Here is a 14,055-nt window from a genome sequence, read left to right as displayed (position 1 = left end):
TCTTCTGCCTGCCGAAACAGGCTTTGATATCGTCTTGCGAGTGCCCACACAGATTGTCTGATAAATTGTTAAAGAGCAGTGAGTTAGCAACCTTTCGGTGGGTAACTCGAGGTGCGCATATTACGCTTTCCTCACTCAGAGTCAACTACTTATTTCGTTGAATTTCTCTGTTCTCTTTGCCGGCCACTCAGTTACTTGATTCGCTGTGTGCCGTCTCGATGGATGCGCATTATAGGGAGTCGAATTTTTTGCACAACTCTTTTTTCGCCTTTTTCTACTGTTTGAATACTTTTCGCTCCTTACGGGTAGATCTTGCACGATCTCCGCCATTTTCGGCTCGATCCAACCGGCTGTCTGGTTGTAATTCCACCAGCAAAGGATAGTATTGCCAGTAAATTATGATCTTATTACGGGGCTTTGTTATGTCTGATTCTATTCGTCGTTACCTAAATTACACTCCGATCCTTGGCCAGAAGGTAATGATCGATAAATCGAGCGTAGTGATCGGCAATGTTTTGCTCGGTGATGACGTCAGCGTGTGGCCGTTAGTTGCTATTCGCGGCGATGTAAATCAGGTCAAAATTGGTGCTCGCACCAATATTCAGGATGGAAGCGTCTTGCATGTCACCCATCAGTCCGAATACAACCCTACAGGTCATCCTCTTATCATCGGCGAAGACGTGACCGTCGGGCATAAAGCGATGCTTCACGGCTGCACGATTGGTAATCGCGTATTAGTCGGGATGGGTTCGATTCTGCTGGATGGCGCGGTTATAGAAGATGATGTGATGATTGGCGCTGGCAGTTTAGTTGCGCCCGGTAAAAGATTAGTCAGTGGTTACCTTTATATGGGAAGCCCGGCTAAGCAGATTCGTCCGTTAACCCCCGCAGAGCTGGAAGGATTGATTTACTCGGCAAACAACTATGTACGTTGGAAGGATGATTACCTGGCTGAAGAAAAGTAATACCCCCCTTCTTGTTCTCTATCTATATAGAGGGAAACAATAGACTCCCTCTATATAGACATATATCTGATGCCTAAATAAAACGACACCTATGCCAATCAGTGGCCGAGTTCTTCGCTCAAAAGCGCTAATACCGGCGTAATCTCCGGCATCACGCCATGCCAAAGATAAAACGCATGCGCCGCCTGCCCTACCAACATTCCTAAACCATCGGCATACTGCGTTGCTCCCAACGCGGAGGCCCAAGTAAGGAAGGGCGTATCTCCCTGTTGATAAAACATATCGTAACAACGAGTGTTTGGGGCAATAAGAGAAGCAGGGAGTGCGGGAACGTCGCCATGAATGCCCGAAGCTGTAGCATTAATAACAAGATCGAAGCACTGCCCTTCAAGATCTGCCATTTCTACTGCTTCTATTTCGCCAAGGTGCCTAAACACTTCGGATAACTGCTGCGCCCGACTAAAAGTTCGGTTAGTAATAACAATCTTACAACCAAAAGAAAGCAGAGGCAGGATAACGCCACGCGCAGCGCCACCGGCACCGACCAGCAGGATACGATCCTGCGGCTTGATCAGCTCCAAACGTTCCAGATCGCTGAGCAAACCGATACCATCGGTGTTATCTCCGAGTAAGCGGCCATCTTCCAAAACCTTTAAGGTATTCACCGCACCGGCAAATTCGGCACGCTCAGTTAACTCCGCCGATGCTGCATAAGCCCGCTCTTTAAATGGCGTGGTGATATTTGCACCTTTCGCCCCCTGAGCAAAAAACGTAGCCAGCGTTGTTTCGAACTCATCATGAGGAGCCAGCACCGTTCCGTAATGATGCTCAATACCCGTTTGGGCGGCAAAAAGGGCATGTATTCGCGGCGACTTACTATGGGCTATCGGATTGCCAAAAACTGCAAACGGTTGTTCCACTCTCTTTCCTTAACCTTGACGGAAACGCTCACCGGTGAGGGCATCACGAATTTCAGATGGATTTAAACGCCCGCCCACCAGCCCGGACAATACTGCCAGATCGGTTCCAAGCTGCTTTCGAACCTCTTCTTCCGTACGGCAAGGCTCTAACCCACTGAGGTTCGCGCTGGTTGAAACCAGAGGCTTTCCATAATAGGTACACAACTGTTGCACTAAGGGATGGTCGCTAACCCGAACGGCCAGAGAGTCAAAGTGCCCCGTCAGCCAACGAGGCGTCGTTTTCCTGGCTGGAATAACCCATGTCACCGGACCGGGCCAGCTGGCAAATATTGTTGCGCGTTGCGTTTCATCTAACTGCGAGTCATCAATATAAGGCAAGAGTTGCTCATAATTTGCTGCAATCAGAATCAGCCCTTTCTGCCAGGGACGCTGTTTTAACGCCAGCAAAGCATTTACCGCTTTTTCACTATCGGGATCGCAACCCAGGCCGAATACAGCCTCAGTTGGATAGGCAATAACGTCTTCTTGCTGCAAAGCTTGCAGTACACCTTCAAAAAGGGAGATATCTTCTTTACACATGGGTTCTTACTCGATTGCCACTGGTTTCCCACATAATTTGCTAGCACAAAAACGCTTCACGCCCTGCGCAGTGCGTTTTTCCATTAGAAGCGGGTAGTGGCAATGGGCACATTCTCCGGCTATAGGTTGCTGATTAAGCGCAAATTGGCAGTCAGGATAGCGATTACAAGCGTGAAAAACCTTTCCAAAACGGGATTTACGTTGCAACAGTTTTCCCTTACCGCATTGTGGGCAAGTAATAGATGTTTCATCTGGTTTATCGATAACTTCGGTATGGTCACATTCAGGATATTTGCTACAGCCAATAAACATACCGTAGCGCCCTTGTCGTAACACCAATACCGCCTGACACTTCGGACATTCCTGCCCTTCCAACACTTTAACTATGTGTCCGTCCGCCTGCGCCTTTAACGGCCGCATATATTGGCATTCGGGGTAATGAGAACAACCAAGAAACGGGCCATGACCACCGCGGCGGATCACTAATGCTGACCCACACTCAGGGCAGGACCCATTATCCTTCGCAGTTGCAGTTTTTGTCATAACGCTTTCTCTAATCGATTAATCTGCGCCGATATTACCACCTAGTGCAGATAACCCTCATTAACTTCAAAGAGCAATTCTTCCATCTGTTGATAGGCATTTTCATATTCAGGCACGTTGAACAGCACCATCAGCACCACCCATTTAAGATCTTCCAGATCAAACTCGGCTGAATCGAGCGCCATAATACGATCAATAACCATTTCGCGGGTATCGAGTTTTAGCACATTAATTTGTTCGAGGAATAGGATAAAACCACGGCATTCGACGTCCAACTTCATGATTTCTTCAGGAGTATAGATACGAAGCGCCAAAGGATCGGCACTGTACTGATAAGGCGCTATTTCACCTTCCTGTAAATCAGCCAACGCCTCCAGCCAATTCAAGGCGTTATAGATGTCTTCACGATAGAAACCCGCATCCGCTAGATCGTCAGTAATTTTGTCCTGATCGGCGAGCATTTCGGTGTCGTTATGCATGTATGTTTCAAATAGGTACATCAAAACGTCGAACATGGCCTGCCCTCCTTATTCGGACATAGCCGCCGGGTACAGCTGCGATCCACCCTGCTAACTCCAGCTCGAGTAATTTCACTACGATTTCTGGCACAGTATGGCCGGCACGTTCGGCGACGACATCAATGGGTGTCACCTCATATTCTACGTTAGCCAACACATCAGGAAATGGCAATTCAAGTTGCGGTTCTGGCGCAGAAATAATTTCTTCCATAGGCAAAGGTAGCCAATGTAAGGAACTCCCCAGCTGCTCAATGACCTCCCGCGGATGGCAAACCAGGTTCGCTCCTTGCTGAATCAGCCAGTGTGTCCCTTCACTCCCAGAGCTATCGAGTGAGCCGGGTAGAGAGAAAACTTCCCGGCCTTGCTCCAAAGCATACCGAGCCGTAATCAAAGAGCCACTTTTACGCGTTGCTTCAATGACGATCACCCCCGCGCTTAGCCCACTTATAATTCGGTTTCTCCGAGGGAAATGAGCGGCAATAGGTAATGCCGTAGATAAAAACTCAGAAACCAGCGCACCGCCATTTGCCTCAATTTCTTGCGCCAATCGCCCGTGCCGCTTGGGATAAATATTGGCAAGCCCACTCCCTAGAACCGCAATAGTTTTACCACCGCAACCCAATACTGCCTGATGGCAAATACCATCAATTCCTAACGCCAACCCGCTAGTAATCGCCAGGCCACTTTGAGCAAGTTCAGCAGCAAAATAACGCGCCCAACGCTCTCCGTAATGGCTGTAACTCCGACTGCCAACCATCGCTATCTGCGATGCAGGTAATAGCTCTTTATTTCCAGAAACAAACAACAGCAAAGGGGGCGATAAAATCGCCATTAACTGCGCTGGATAGCCAGGCTGACCATAGACCAGTAAATGGTGGCCAGGTTGTTCCAGCCAGGATAACGTCTTCTCGATATAACGCGGGTTTAGGCTCCAAAATTGTTGAATTTGTTTATCATAAAGCCCCGATTTCCGTAGGGCTTCTGCGCTGATATCACTGAGTTTTAGCAACCCAATCCCTAGTAAGCGACTTTTACTGGTATCAAGCCCCTGAACTCCATTGATCCTTAGCCATAGCTCCGTTGCTAACATTCCCCCTCCCTGGCGGATTTGTCTGTCAACACCAATTTGTTCAATTGGTAGTCGATGCTGTCAATCGGAGCCAAAAATGTCTAGAATAGAGACTGAATATCATTCACCAATCGGACGCAGATCTAGATATTTATGTCAGTATTACAGGTGTTACATTACCCAGACGACCGGCTGCGCAAAGTTGCTGCGCCGGTAAAAGAAGTCAATGCAGAAATCCAACGCATCGTGGACGATATGTTCGATACCATGTACGCAGAGGAAGGCATTGGGCTTGCCGCTACGCAAGTAGATGTCCATCAGCAGATTATCGTTATCGATGTTTCTGAAAACCGCGATCAGCGCCTGGTCTTAATCAACCCTGAGCTGCTGGAAAAAAGCGGTGAAACCGGTATTGAAGAAGGCTGCCTCTCTATTCCTGAGCAACGCGCCCTGGTTCCTCGCGCAGAAAAAGTCAAAGTCAGAGCCTTGGACCGTGATGGGAAACCTTTTGAACTGGAAGCAGACGATCTGTTAGCGATCTGTATCCAGCACGAAATGGATCATTTGGTTGGCAAACTGTTCGTGGACTATCTGTCGCCTCTGAAGCGTCAGCGTATCCGCCAAAAGCTGGAAAAACTGGCTAAGCTCAACGCGCGCGCTAACTAATCCTTTTTTATGCAGGAAACCAAACGTGTCTGATTCATTGCGGATTATTTTTGCCGGAACGCCTGATTTTGCAGCGCGTCATCTTGACGCGCTACTTTCTTCCAAGCACCAGATTATCGGGGTTTTCACTCAACCCGATCGCCCTGCTGGCCGAGGTAACAAACTCACTCCAAGCCCGGTAAAGGTTTTAGCTGAGCAACACGATATTCCTGTTTTTCAGCCAAAATCTCTGCGGCCAGAAGAAAATCAGCATCTGGTAGCCGATCTTAACGCCGATATCATGGTCGTGGTGGCTTATGGCCTCATCCTGCCAAAAGCGGTGTTGGATATGCCACGTTTAGGTTGTATTAACGTACACGGTTCTCTGCTGCCCCGTTGGCGTGGAGCTGCGCCAATCCAGCGTTCACTCTGGGCTGGGGACAAAGAAACCGGTGTCACTATTATGCAAATGGACGTCGGGTTAGATACCGGCGATATGCTGTATAAAATTGCCTGCGATATACAGCCGGAAGATACCAGCGCGAGCCTATACGACAAACTCGCTGAACTTGGGCCACAGGGTATGCTGGCCACGCTACAACTGTTAGCGGAAGGTAAAGCCAAACCGGAAGTACAGGATGAAAGTCTGGTGACTTATGCGGAAAAACTGAGCAAAGAGGAAGCCAGACTGAACTGGTCACTTTCTGCTGCTCAGCTAGAACGCTGCATTCGCGCCTTTAATCCCTGGCCGGTTAGCTATTTTGTCATCGACGAACAGCCGATAAAAGTTTGGCAAGCTCATGTTCTACCCGCGGCATCTAATACTTTACCCGGCACCATAGTACAGGCGGATAAACAGGGTATTCAGGTGGCGACGGCTGACGGCGTGCTGAATATTACTCAGTTGCAGCCAGCAGGGAAGAAACCGATGTCGGCGGCAGATTTGCTCAATTCGCGACGCGAATGGTTTACCGTCGGTAATCAGTTGGCATAACCGACGAATTTTAACAACGACTTCATCGCCCGATACTTCACTATCGGGCTATTCTTTCCCTTTATTTTGCTGACATTTGTCAGCTTTTTTGGCTATGAAAAACACATATAACCTCCGCAGCATCGCTGCCAAAGCAATTAGCCAGGTACTGGATCAAGGGCAATCTCTCAGCAGCGTCCTTCCTGGTCTCCAGAAAAATATCTCCGATAAAGACCGCGCGCTGTTGCAGGAGTTGTGTTTTGGGACTTTACGCGTGCTGCCGCAGCTGGAATGGTGTATTCAGCAGCTAATGGCACGTCCGATGACGGGTAAACAGCGGGTCTTTCATTACCTGATCATGGTGGGCATTTACCAATTGCTGTACACCCGGATCCCACCTCATGCGGCTTTGGCTGAAACGGTAGAAGGCGCCGTAGCCCTAAAGCGACCACAGCTTAAAGGTTTGATTAATGGCGTATTGCGCCAATTCCAACGCCAGCAGGTAGAGTTGTTGGAACGCGCAGCCAATCATGACAGCCGCTATTTGCATCCAAGCTGGTTACTGGCTCGAATTAAAAAAGCCTACCCGGAGCAATGGCAGCAAATCATCGATGCCAACAATCAAAAACCGCCGATGTGGCTGCGCGTTAGTCGCTTACACCATAGCCGAGCAGATTATCTGGAATTGATGCAACAAGCGGGTATTGAAGCGGAACCTCACGCTGAATACGCCGATGCCGTTCGTTTGATCACTCCATGTGCGGTAAACGATCTGCCTGGTTTTGCTCAGGGTTGGGTGACGGTGCAAGACGCCTCAGCTCAAGGCTGCGTTGATCTGCTCGATCCGCAGAACGGCGAACAGATCCTCGATTTATGCGCTGCACCCGGCGGTAAAACCACCCATATTCTCGAAGCCGCTCCCAAAGCGCACGTATTGGCGGTAGATATTGATGAACAACGTCTTAGCCGCGTAAAAGAAAATCTGCAACGCCTGCAACTGAATGCGGTGGTTAAGGTCGGTGATGGTCGTACACCTGATGACTGGTGCGAAGATAAGCTATTCGATCGTATCCTTTTGGATGCGCCTTGCTCTGCCACCGGCGTGATTCGTCGTCATCCAGATATCAAATGGCTGCGCCGTGACAGCGATATTGCCGATCTTGCCCAATTGCAGTCAGAAATTCTTGAGGCTATTTGGCCTAAGCTGAAGAAAGATGGCGTGATGGTTTACGCAACCTGCTCAATTTTGCCGGAAGAAAACCAACAGCAGATCGCCGCATTCTTGCAGCGCCATCCGGAAGCGCGTTTAGTAGAAACAGGCTCAGCGGCTCATCCCGGTAAACAAAACCTTCCTCACCCGGAAGACGGTGATGGCTTCTTTTACGCTAAGCTAATTAAAGGCTAATCAAACCTCAGAGTAGCGGTTATTGTTAGGCCTTCGGGCCTACTTTCAGGGTAAACAGAGAACGCGATGAAAATAATTATTCTCGGTGCGGGACAGGTTGGCGGGACGCTGGCAGAAAATTTGGTCGGTGAAAACAACGATATTACCGTTGTGGATACCAATACCAATCGGCTTCGTCAATTACAGGACAAGTTCGATCTGCGCGTAGTACAAGGTCACGGTTCGCACCCACGGGTGCTGAGAGAAGCCGGCGCAGAAGATGCAGATATGCTGGTTGCTGTCACTAACTCCGATGAAACCAACATGATCGCCTGTCAGATCGCCTACTCATTATTTAATACACCTAACCGTATCGCTCGTATTCGCTCTCCTGAATATATCCGTGAATCTGAGAAGCTTTTCCTACCGGAAGCTGTCCCAATTGATCATCTTATATCGCCGGAACAGTTAGTAATCGATTATATATATAAGCTGATTGAATATCCTGGCGCACTTCAGGTAGTTAATTTTGCCGAAGGTAAGGTCAGTATTGCCGCAGTAAAAGCTTATTACGGCGGTCCTCTGGTGGGCAATGCCTTATCTTCACTACGCGAACATATGCCGCATATTGATACGCGAGTCGCGGCTATATTTCGTCAAGACCGACCTATTCGTCCACAGGGTTCAACTATTATCGAAGCCGGTGATGAAGTCTTTTTTGTCGCCGCCTCCCAGCACATTCGCGCAGTAATGAGTGAATTACAGCGACTGGAAAAACCCTATAAGCGAATTATGATTGTTGGCGGTGGTAACGTCGGCGCCGGATTGGCATTACGATTAGAAAAAGACTACAGCGTAAAATTAATTGAACGTGACCAGCAGCGAGCGGCTGAATTAGCGGAGATGCTACACGACACTATCGTATTTTACGGTGATGCCTCAGATCAGGAATTATTAGCCGAAGAACACATTGAGCAAGTCGATGTATTTATTGCCATCACCAATGATGACGAAGCTAATATTATGTCTGCCATGCTAGCCAAACGTATGGGGGCCAAAAAAGCCATGGTGCTCATTCAACGCAGTGCTTATGTAGATTTAGTGCAAGGCAGTGTAATTGATATTGCCATTTCACCACAGCAAGCCACGATTTCCGCACTGCTCGGCCATGTGCGCAAAGCAGATATTGTTAGCGTGTCTTCACTGCGACGCGGCGTAGCAGAAGCTATCGAAGCTGTCGCTCATGGTGATGAAAGTACATCTAAAGTAGTAGGACGAGTGGTTGAAGATATTAAATTACCGCCGGGTACTACGATTGGCGCTATTGTACGTGGAGATGAAGTGCTTATCGCTAATAGCAGCTCGGTTATTCAACAAGGTGACCACGTTGTAATGTTTATTACCGATAAAAAATTCGTTCCTGACGTTGAACGCTTGTTCCAACCAAGCCCATTCTTCTTATAAGGCTATAATCTTAATTTCAGGGACGAGTGAATTAATTAAAACTATTCCCATGGGAAAGGATGAAAAATTTCCTATAATTCTTGAGGTACAGGGATTTCTGTTAGTTAAGATTGTTTCGTTTAATTTTGAAGGGGTGTTGCTATGAGCTTTATGAAAGAATTTCGTGAATTTGCCATGCGTGGGAATGTGGTTGATTTGGCGGTCGGTGTTATTATCGGTGCCGCTTTCGGGAAGATTGTTTCCTCGCTGGTCGCAGATATTATCATGCCACCTCTAGGACTGTTATTAGGCGGCGTGGACTTCAAACAATTCCATTTCGTACTACGTGAAGCCCAAGGTGCGATTCCTGCAGTTGTCATGAATTATGGTTCATTTATTCAAAGCATTTTTGATTTCGTTATCGTTGCACTGGCAATCTTCTCTGCAATTAAGCTGATGAATAAAATGCGTCGCGAAAAAGCAGAAGAACCAGCGGTACCACCGGCACCAACTACGGAAGAAAAGTTATTAGCCGAGATTCGTGATTTATTAAAAGAACAACAAACTAAATAATCACGATTTCAGTACGTCAAAAGCCATCGTAAGATGGCTTTTTTTATTCCTTAAAACCAGAAGGCCAGTGGTAAAGAATCTGCTGATTGTTTGCCACTGGCCTCCCAGTTACCGCCTTTCGCGTGTTTTGTTTTACGCTGATAGCTGCCTTTCCCTTTACTATTTTTCTCTATTCGCTGCCTGAACAGTGGGTCATGTAACAATGCTTCCAGAGCATTATCTTTAATTTTGCCTTTAGTATGACGGTAAGTAGTCATGGTAGATCCTCATTGTAATAAACATTGTTTGAAAAACGTTCGAATCATACTGCTGTTCGTCCAGTAATGAAATAACTAGGCAAACAAATTTAGTTTCGCGAGGTTTCGTCCGTAGCGCCTTGCTCCAGCGCTTCTAAGATCGAACAGTAAGTGCTGGTATGGTGGCTACCGCAACAGGCATCGCTTAAACGTTTGAGAGATTCCCGCATTTTCTGCAATTCTTTAATTTTCCCCTCAACTTCACTGAGTCTGGAATCGACGATCGATTTGGATTCCTGACATGTATGATGCTCAGGATCGACTCGGATCGATAATAGTTCCGCGATCGTCTCCAGAGTAAAACCTAACTGTTTGGCATATCGGATAAAGCGTAAACGCTGTAAATCCTGTTCATTATATAAGCGATAACCGCCTTCAGTACGAATGCCATGTTCCATCATTCCCTGTTTTTCATAATATCGCACCGTATCAGGTGTGACATCGGCCAGCTTGGCCAATTGACCTATTTTCAACATCCTGATTCTCCAGACAGTTTTTCGGATAATGGCAGCTGATAATCACCGTGCAAAAAATCGGTATTCAATCCCGCTTGTTTCAACTTCAGTTCGAGTAAACCCAGCCGCTTCGATAATTTCTGATACTCCGCTTCATTGTGATCTAATTGCGCGAGTAGATGAATAATAGTCAGTGCTTCTTGCCGATCTTGTAACTCGACGGGAATATAGCCAGCATTCTTCAGAATTCGATAACTGACCCTAAGCTCAGTAGGAATATGAGTATCATCATCAAGTTCCAGGGGCACACCAAAACCGGGCAAATTTTCAAGTTCACCCTTTTTTTGCGCATCCATTATGTGCCTTTCAGCCCATTCATCAATTAATGACATACACGTAGTTCCCAGCTTTAACCGATATACATAGCATAACGCATTAGGATGCAGATAATAAGCGAGGGAAATAATCACGAAGAACGGCTAAGACGGTCTTATTTTGGGCAGGGCTGTCAATAGACGTAAAAAAACCGGGCAAGCCCGGTTTTTTTACGCGTTCACAGATTACTCTGCAGCTACTACTTCTGCTTCAGACGCAGCACGATCAACCAGCTCGATGTAAGCCATCGGAGCGTTGTCGCCTGCACGGAAGCCACACTTAAGAATGCGAGTGTAACCACCGGCGCGGCTCGCGAAACGCGGGCCTAGCTCGTTAAACAGTTTTGCCACGATCTCGTTATCACGAGTACGGGCGAATGCCAGACGACGATTAGCAACGCTGTCGGTCTTGGCAAGAGTAATCAGCGGCTCAACAACGCGACGCAGCTCTTTCGCTTTCGGCAGGGTCGTCTTGATGATCTCATGACGAACCAAAGAGCCGGCCATGTTACGGAACATAGCCTGGCGATGGCTGCTGTTACGGTTCAGTTGACGACCACTCTTACGATGGCGCATGACCTTATCCTTCTCAGTAAAACCTTAACCTGTGATCCGGTTACTCGTCAGCAATACTTGCTGGCGGCCAGTTTTCCAGGCGCATGCCCAGAGACAGACCACGTGACGCAAGCACGTCTTTAATCTCAGTAAGAGATTTTTTACCCAGGTTCGGCGTTTTCAGCAACTCAACCTCGGTACGCTGTACCAGATCACCGATGTAGTGGATAGCTTCTGCCTTGAGGCAGTTAGCAGAGCGGACAGTCAATTCCAGATCGTCAACAGGGCGCAGCAAGATCGGATCGAACTCTGGCTTCTCTTCTTTGACTTCCGGCTGACGTACATCACGTAGGTCAACGAAAGCTTCAAGTTGTTCAGCCAAGATAGTGGCCGCACGGCGGATCGCCTCTTCAGGATCGATCGTACCATTGGTTTCCATCTCGATGACCAGCTTGTCCAAGTCGGTACGCTGTTCTACACGCGCTGCTTCAACATTGTAGGCAATACGCTCTACAGGGCTATAGCATGCGTCTACTAACAGACGACCAATTGGGCGCTCATCTTCTTCCGAATGAATTCGGGCAGAAGCCGGCACATAACCACGACCGCGCTGAACTTTGATACGCATGCTAATAGATGCGTTTTCATCGGTCAGGTGGCAGATCACGTGTTGCGGCTTGACGATTTCGACATCACCATCATGGGTGATATCGGCTGCAGTCACAGGGCCAATGCCAGACTTATTCAGGGTAAGAATAACTTCATCTTTTCCTTGAACTCTCACCGCCAGCCCTTTCAGGTTGAGCAGGATCTCCAGGATATCTTCCTGTACGCCTTCTTTGGTGCTGTACTCATGCAGTACACCATCAATCTCAACCTCGGTCACCGCGCAACCCGGCATAGATGAAAGCAGAATACGGCGCAGTGCGTTGCCGAGAGTATGGCCAAAGCCACGCTCTAACGGCTCAAGGGTCACCTTGGCGTGCGTCGAACTGACTTGCTCGATATCTACCAGGCGCGGTTTTAGAAACTCTGTCACAGAACCCTGCATTGTGTCCTCTCTTTGGTACTAAGCTTTACTTGGAGTAAAGCTCGACGATCAGGTGTTCGTTAATGTCCGCAGACAGATCAGTACGTTCAGGAATACGTTTGAACACACCTTCCATCTTAACAGCATCAACTTCCAGCCAAGTCGGCTTTTCACGCTGCTCAGCCAGCTCCAAAGCTGCCTTCACACGAGACTGCTTTTTAGCTTTCTCACGGATGCTGACTACGTCATTCGGAGATACCTGATAAGAAGCGATGTTAACAACGCGACCATTTACCATGATAGCTTTATGACTAACCAGCTGACGTGATTCAGCACGAGTTGCGCCAAAGCCCATACGGTAAACTACGTTGTCCAGACGGCCTTCCAGCAATTGCAACAGGTTTGCACCTGTGTTGCCTTTCAGACGTGCTGCTTCTTTATAGTAGTTACGGAATTGACGCTCCAGAACACCATAGATACGGCGAACTTTTTGTTTTTCACGTAACTGCACACCGTAATCAGACAGACGCGGTTTACGCGCACCATGCTGACCAGGTGGTTGTTCAATCTTACACTTGGTGTCAATCGCGCGAACGCCAGACTTAAGGAACAGGTCTGTGCCCTCACGACGGCTCAGCTTGAGCTTAGGACCCAAATATCTTGCCATTTTCTCTCTCCAACAAACCTAAAAGCAACGTTATACGCGGCGCTTTTTCGGCGGACGACAACCGTTATGAGGAATCGGAGTCACATCAGTAATATTAGTGATGCGGAAACCAGCCGCGTTTAACGCGCGAATAGTTGACTCACGACCAGGACCAGGTCCTTTAACCATAACTTCCAGGTTCTTAATACCGTATTCTTTCACTGCTTCTGCGCAGCGCTCTGCTGCAACTTGCGCTGCAAACGGAGTAGATTTACGAGAACCACGGAAACCGGAACCACCGGCTGTTGCCCAACCCAAAGCGTTACCCTGACGATCAGTAATGGTAACGATGGTGTTGTTGAAAGAAGCATGGATATGAGCCACACCGTCAGAGACTGTCTTTCTTACACGCTTGCGTGCACGAATAGGTGCCTTTGCCATTATTCAATCACCCCGATTATTTCTTGATCGGTTTACGCGGACCCTTACGGGTACGTGCGTTGGTCTTAGTACGCTGACCGCGAACTGGTAGACCACGACGATGACGCAAACCACGATAAGTCCCAAGGTCCATCAGACGCTTGATGCTCAGGGTCACCTCACGACGCAGATCACCTTCTACAACGTACTTGGCAACTTCGTCACGCAGCTTCTCGATTTGCTCTTCAGACAGCTCACTGATCTTAACATTTTCAGCAATACCCGCAGCGACACAGATAGCCTGTGAACGGGTCTTACCGATACCGTAGATCGCGGTTAAAGCGATAACAGTATGTTTCTGATCAGGAATGTTAATGCCTGCTATACGGGCCACTATGCACTCCTACTATTTTATACGGCAATACCATTCTGAAAAGCCCGTTTTCAGGATACTCAAATAGCATTGCTGTCACATACAAAAGATTGGCTGGCTAATCTAGCCAGCTCAACCCAACTTTGCAAGAAAAATATGCAAGATAAATCAGCCTTGACGCTGTTTATGCTTTGGTTCGGCACTGCAGATTACGCGAACGACACCGTTACGCTTAACAATTTTGCAGTTACGACATAATTTCTTGACGGAAGCACGAACTTTCATTTTTACTCT

At 48.0% G+C, this 14,055-nt stretch carries 20 protein-coding genes; 6 read left to right on the top strand and 14 right to left on the bottom strand.

The annotated features are described in order from the left end of the window. The first annotated feature begins 422 nt into the window (after positions 1-422). Positions 423-965 (top strand): gamma carbonic anhydrase family protein, encoded by a 543-nt coding sequence (locus DBA33_RS02130; RefSeq protein ID WP_064518392.1) that lies wholly within the window; start codon positions 423-425, stop codon positions 963-965. 98 nt (positions 966-1,063) lie between these two features. On the opposite strand, the gene aroE is transcribed toward DBA33_RS02130, so the two are convergent. The 5 genes from aroE to dprA are packed head-to-tail and all read right to left on the bottom strand — an operon-like array spanning position 1,064 to position 4,615. Beyond that, complete coding sequence (gene aroE / locus DBA33_RS02125) at positions 1,064-1,885, bottom strand: shikimate dehydrogenase (protein WP_064515551.1); 822 nt, start codon at positions 1,883-1,885, stop codon at positions 1,064-1,066. 9 nt (positions 1,886-1,894) lie between these two features. Next, positions 1,895-2,464: an L-threonylcarbamoyladenylate synthase type 1 TsaC gene (gene tsaC, locus DBA33_RS02120; protein ID WP_064515553.1), complete on the bottom strand. Its 570-nt coding sequence runs from the start codon at positions 2,462-2,464 to the stop codon at positions 1,895-1,897. Positions 2,465-2,470: 6 nt separating this feature from the next. Further along, positions 2,471-3,007: a type I DNA topoisomerase gene (locus DBA33_RS02115; protein ID WP_064515555.1), complete on the bottom strand. Its 537-nt coding sequence runs from the start codon at positions 3,005-3,007 to the stop codon at positions 2,471-2,473. 41 nt (positions 3,008-3,048) lie between these two features. Continuing rightward, positions 3,049-3,522 carry a DUF494 family protein gene (locus tag DBA33_RS02110; RefSeq protein ID WP_064515557.1) on the bottom strand — a complete coding sequence of 158 codons (474 nt, stop codon included), beginning with the start codon at positions 3,520-3,522 and terminating at the stop codon, positions 3,049-3,051. Next, positions 3,494-4,615, bottom strand: coding sequence for a DNA-protecting protein DprA (dprA, locus tag DBA33_RS02105; RefSeq protein WP_120805390.1), 1,122 nt, complete (start codon positions 4,613-4,615; stop codon positions 3,494-3,496). Before dprA ends, DBA33_RS02110 begins: the two co-directional genes overlap by 29 nt. 132 nt (positions 4,616-4,747) lie before the next feature. On the opposite strand from dprA, the gene def reads away from it, so the two are divergent. The 5 genes from def (at position 4,748) to mscL (ending at position 9,612) form a co-directional block, all read left to right on the top strand. Then, positions 4,748-5,260: a peptide deformylase gene (def, locus tag DBA33_RS02100; protein ID WP_049597199.1), complete on the top strand. Its 513-nt coding sequence runs from the start codon at positions 4,748-4,750 to the stop codon at positions 5,258-5,260. A gap of 25 nt (positions 5,261-5,285) precedes the next feature. Then, positions 5,286-6,233 (top strand): methionyl-tRNA formyltransferase, encoded by a 948-nt coding sequence (gene fmt / locus DBA33_RS02095; protein WP_064515560.1) that lies wholly within the window; start codon positions 5,286-5,288, stop codon positions 6,231-6,233. A 94-nt stretch (positions 6,234-6,327) separates the two neighbouring features. After that, positions 6,328-7,617 carry a 16S rRNA (cytosine(967)-C(5))-methyltransferase RsmB gene (gene rsmB, locus DBA33_RS02090; RefSeq protein ID WP_120805388.1) on the top strand — a complete coding sequence of 430 codons (1,290 nt, stop codon included), beginning with the start codon at positions 6,328-6,330 and terminating at the stop codon, positions 7,615-7,617. Positions 7,618-7,683: 66 nt separating this feature from the next. Further along, positions 7,684-9,060: a Trk system potassium transporter TrkA gene (gene trkA / locus DBA33_RS02085; protein WP_064515564.1), complete on the top strand. Its 1,377-nt coding sequence runs from the start codon at positions 7,684-7,686 to the stop codon at positions 9,058-9,060. Positions 9,061-9,201: 141 nt separating this feature from the next. Further along, the gene (gene mscL, locus DBA33_RS02080) at positions 9,202-9,612 is read left to right on the top strand and encodes a large-conductance mechanosensitive channel protein MscL (protein WP_064515566.1); all 411 of its coding nucleotides are present in this window, start codon (positions 9,202-9,204) and stop codon (positions 9,610-9,612) included. Between the two features lie 50 nt (positions 9,613-9,662). Here mscL and DBA33_RS02075 read toward each other — a convergent pair whose 3' ends face one another. From DBA33_RS02075 to rpmJ, 9 genes are all read right to left on the bottom strand, one after another. Beyond that, complete coding sequence (locus DBA33_RS02075; protein ID WP_064515568.1) at positions 9,663-9,869, bottom strand: alternative ribosome-rescue factor A; 207 nt, start codon at positions 9,867-9,869, stop codon at positions 9,663-9,665. A gap of 89 nt (positions 9,870-9,958) precedes the next feature. After that, positions 9,959-10,384, bottom strand: coding sequence for a Zn(2+)-responsive transcriptional regulator (gene zntR, locus DBA33_RS02070; protein WP_064515570.1), 426 nt, complete (start codon positions 10,382-10,384; stop codon positions 9,959-9,961). After that, positions 10,378-10,755: a DUF1992 domain-containing protein gene (locus tag DBA33_RS02065; RefSeq protein ID WP_120805386.1), complete on the bottom strand. Its 378-nt coding sequence runs from the start codon at positions 10,753-10,755 to the stop codon at positions 10,378-10,380. Before DBA33_RS02065 ends, zntR begins: the two co-directional genes overlap by 7 nt. 168 nt (positions 10,756-10,923) lie before the next feature. Further along, entirely contained in the window at positions 10,924-11,313 is a 390-nt protein-coding gene (gene rplQ, locus DBA33_RS02060; RefSeq protein ID WP_064515571.1) for a 50S ribosomal protein L17, read from the bottom strand. Positions 11,314-11,353: 40 nt separating this feature from the next. Beyond that, positions 11,354-12,343, bottom strand: a complete 990-nt coding sequence (rpoA, locus tag DBA33_RS02055) for a DNA-directed RNA polymerase subunit alpha (RefSeq protein WP_002438685.1) — start codon at positions 12,341-12,343, stop codon at positions 11,354-11,356. Between the two features lie 25 nt (positions 12,344-12,368). Further along, entirely contained in the window at positions 12,369-12,989 is a 621-nt protein-coding gene (gene rpsD, locus DBA33_RS02050) for a 30S ribosomal protein S4 (protein ID WP_002218949.1), read from the bottom strand. A gap of 30 nt (positions 12,990-13,019) precedes the next feature. Continuing rightward, positions 13,020-13,409 (bottom strand): 30S ribosomal protein S11, encoded by a 390-nt coding sequence (gene rpsK / locus DBA33_RS02045; protein ID WP_002218948.1) that lies wholly within the window; start codon positions 13,407-13,409, stop codon positions 13,020-13,022. 16 nt (positions 13,410-13,425) lie between these two features. Next, positions 13,426-13,782: a 30S ribosomal protein S13 gene (gene rpsM / locus DBA33_RS02040; RefSeq protein ID WP_004702348.1), complete on the bottom strand. Its 357-nt coding sequence runs from the start codon at positions 13,780-13,782 to the stop codon at positions 13,426-13,428. Positions 13,783-13,929: 147 nt separating this feature from the next. Beyond that, positions 13,930-14,046 (bottom strand): 50S ribosomal protein L36, encoded by a 117-nt coding sequence (gene rpmJ, locus DBA33_RS02035; protein WP_002227352.1) that lies wholly within the window; start codon positions 14,044-14,046, stop codon positions 13,930-13,932. Positions 14,047-14,055: the final 9 nt, after the last annotated feature.

Origin of the sequence: Yersinia sp. IP36721, assembly GCF_003634395.1 — a bacterium.
Classification (GTDB): domain Bacteria; phylum Pseudomonadota; class Gammaproteobacteria; order Enterobacterales; family Enterobacteriaceae; genus Yersinia; species Yersinia entomophaga.
The sequence above is the reverse complement of the archived record's forward strand: the minus strand, read 5'-3'. Positions and strand labels throughout refer to the sequence as shown.

What these genes read in the sequence shown, in the direction of transcription:
- tsaC (WP_064515553.1), bottom strand. Translation starts at nt 2,464, where the DNA reads ATGTGTAAAGAAGATATCTCCCTTTTTGAAGGTGTACTGCAAGCTTTG.
- rpsK (WP_002218948.1), bottom strand. Translation starts at nt 13,409, where the DNA reads ATGGCAAAGGCACCTATTCGTGCACGCAAGCGTGTAAGAAAGACAGTC.
- rsmB (WP_120805388.1), top strand. Translation starts at nt 6,328, where the DNA reads ATGAAAAACACATATAACCTCCGCAGCATCGCTGCCAAAGCAATTAGC.
- DBA33_RS02065 (WP_120805386.1), bottom strand. Translation starts at nt 10,755, where the DNA reads ATGTCATTAATTGATGAATGGGCTGAAAGGCACATAATGGATGCGCAA.
- DBA33_RS02115 (WP_064515555.1), bottom strand. Translation starts at nt 3,007, where the DNA reads ATGACAAAAACTGCAACTGCGAAGGATAATGGGTCCTGCCCTGAGTGT.
- def (WP_049597199.1), top strand. Translation starts at nt 4,748, where the DNA reads ATGTCAGTATTACAGGTGTTACATTACCCAGACGACCGGCTGCGCAAA.
- DBA33_RS02130 (WP_064518392.1), top strand. Translation starts at nt 423, where the DNA reads ATGTCTGATTCTATTCGTCGTTACCTAAATTACACTCCGATCCTTGGC.
- mscL (WP_064515566.1), top strand. Translation starts at nt 9,202, where the DNA reads ATGAGCTTTATGAAAGAATTTCGTGAATTTGCCATGCGTGGGAATGTG.
- rpsD (WP_002218949.1), bottom strand. Translation starts at nt 12,989, where the DNA reads ATGGCAAGATATTTGGGTCCTAAGCTCAAGCTGAGCCGTCGTGAGGGC.
- zntR (WP_064515570.1), bottom strand. Translation starts at nt 10,384, where the DNA reads ATGTTGAAAATAGGTCAATTGGCCAAGCTGGCCGATGTCACACCTGAT.
- DBA33_RS02110 (WP_064515557.1), bottom strand. Translation starts at nt 3,522, where the DNA reads ATGTTCGACGTTTTGATGTACCTATTTGAAACATACATGCATAACGAC.
- trkA (WP_064515564.1), top strand. Translation starts at nt 7,684, where the DNA reads ATGAAAATAATTATTCTCGGTGCGGGACAGGTTGGCGGGACGCTGGCA.
- rpoA (WP_002438685.1), bottom strand. Translation starts at nt 12,343, where the DNA reads ATGCAGGGTTCTGTGACAGAGTTTCTAAAACCGCGCCTGGTAGATATC.
- DBA33_RS02075 (WP_064515568.1), bottom strand. Translation starts at nt 9,869, where the DNA reads ATGACTACTTACCGTCATACTAAAGGCAAAATTAAAGATAATGCTCTG.
- rplQ (WP_064515571.1), bottom strand. Translation starts at nt 11,313, where the DNA reads ATGCGCCATCGTAAGAGTGGTCGTCAACTGAACCGTAACAGCAGCCAT.
- dprA (WP_120805390.1), bottom strand. Translation starts at nt 4,615, where the DNA reads ATGTTAGCAACGGAGCTATGGCTAAGGATCAATGGAGTTCAGGGGCTT.
- rpmJ (WP_002227352.1), bottom strand. Translation starts at nt 14,046, where the DNA reads ATGAAAGTTCGTGCTTCCGTCAAGAAATTATGTCGTAACTGCAAAATT.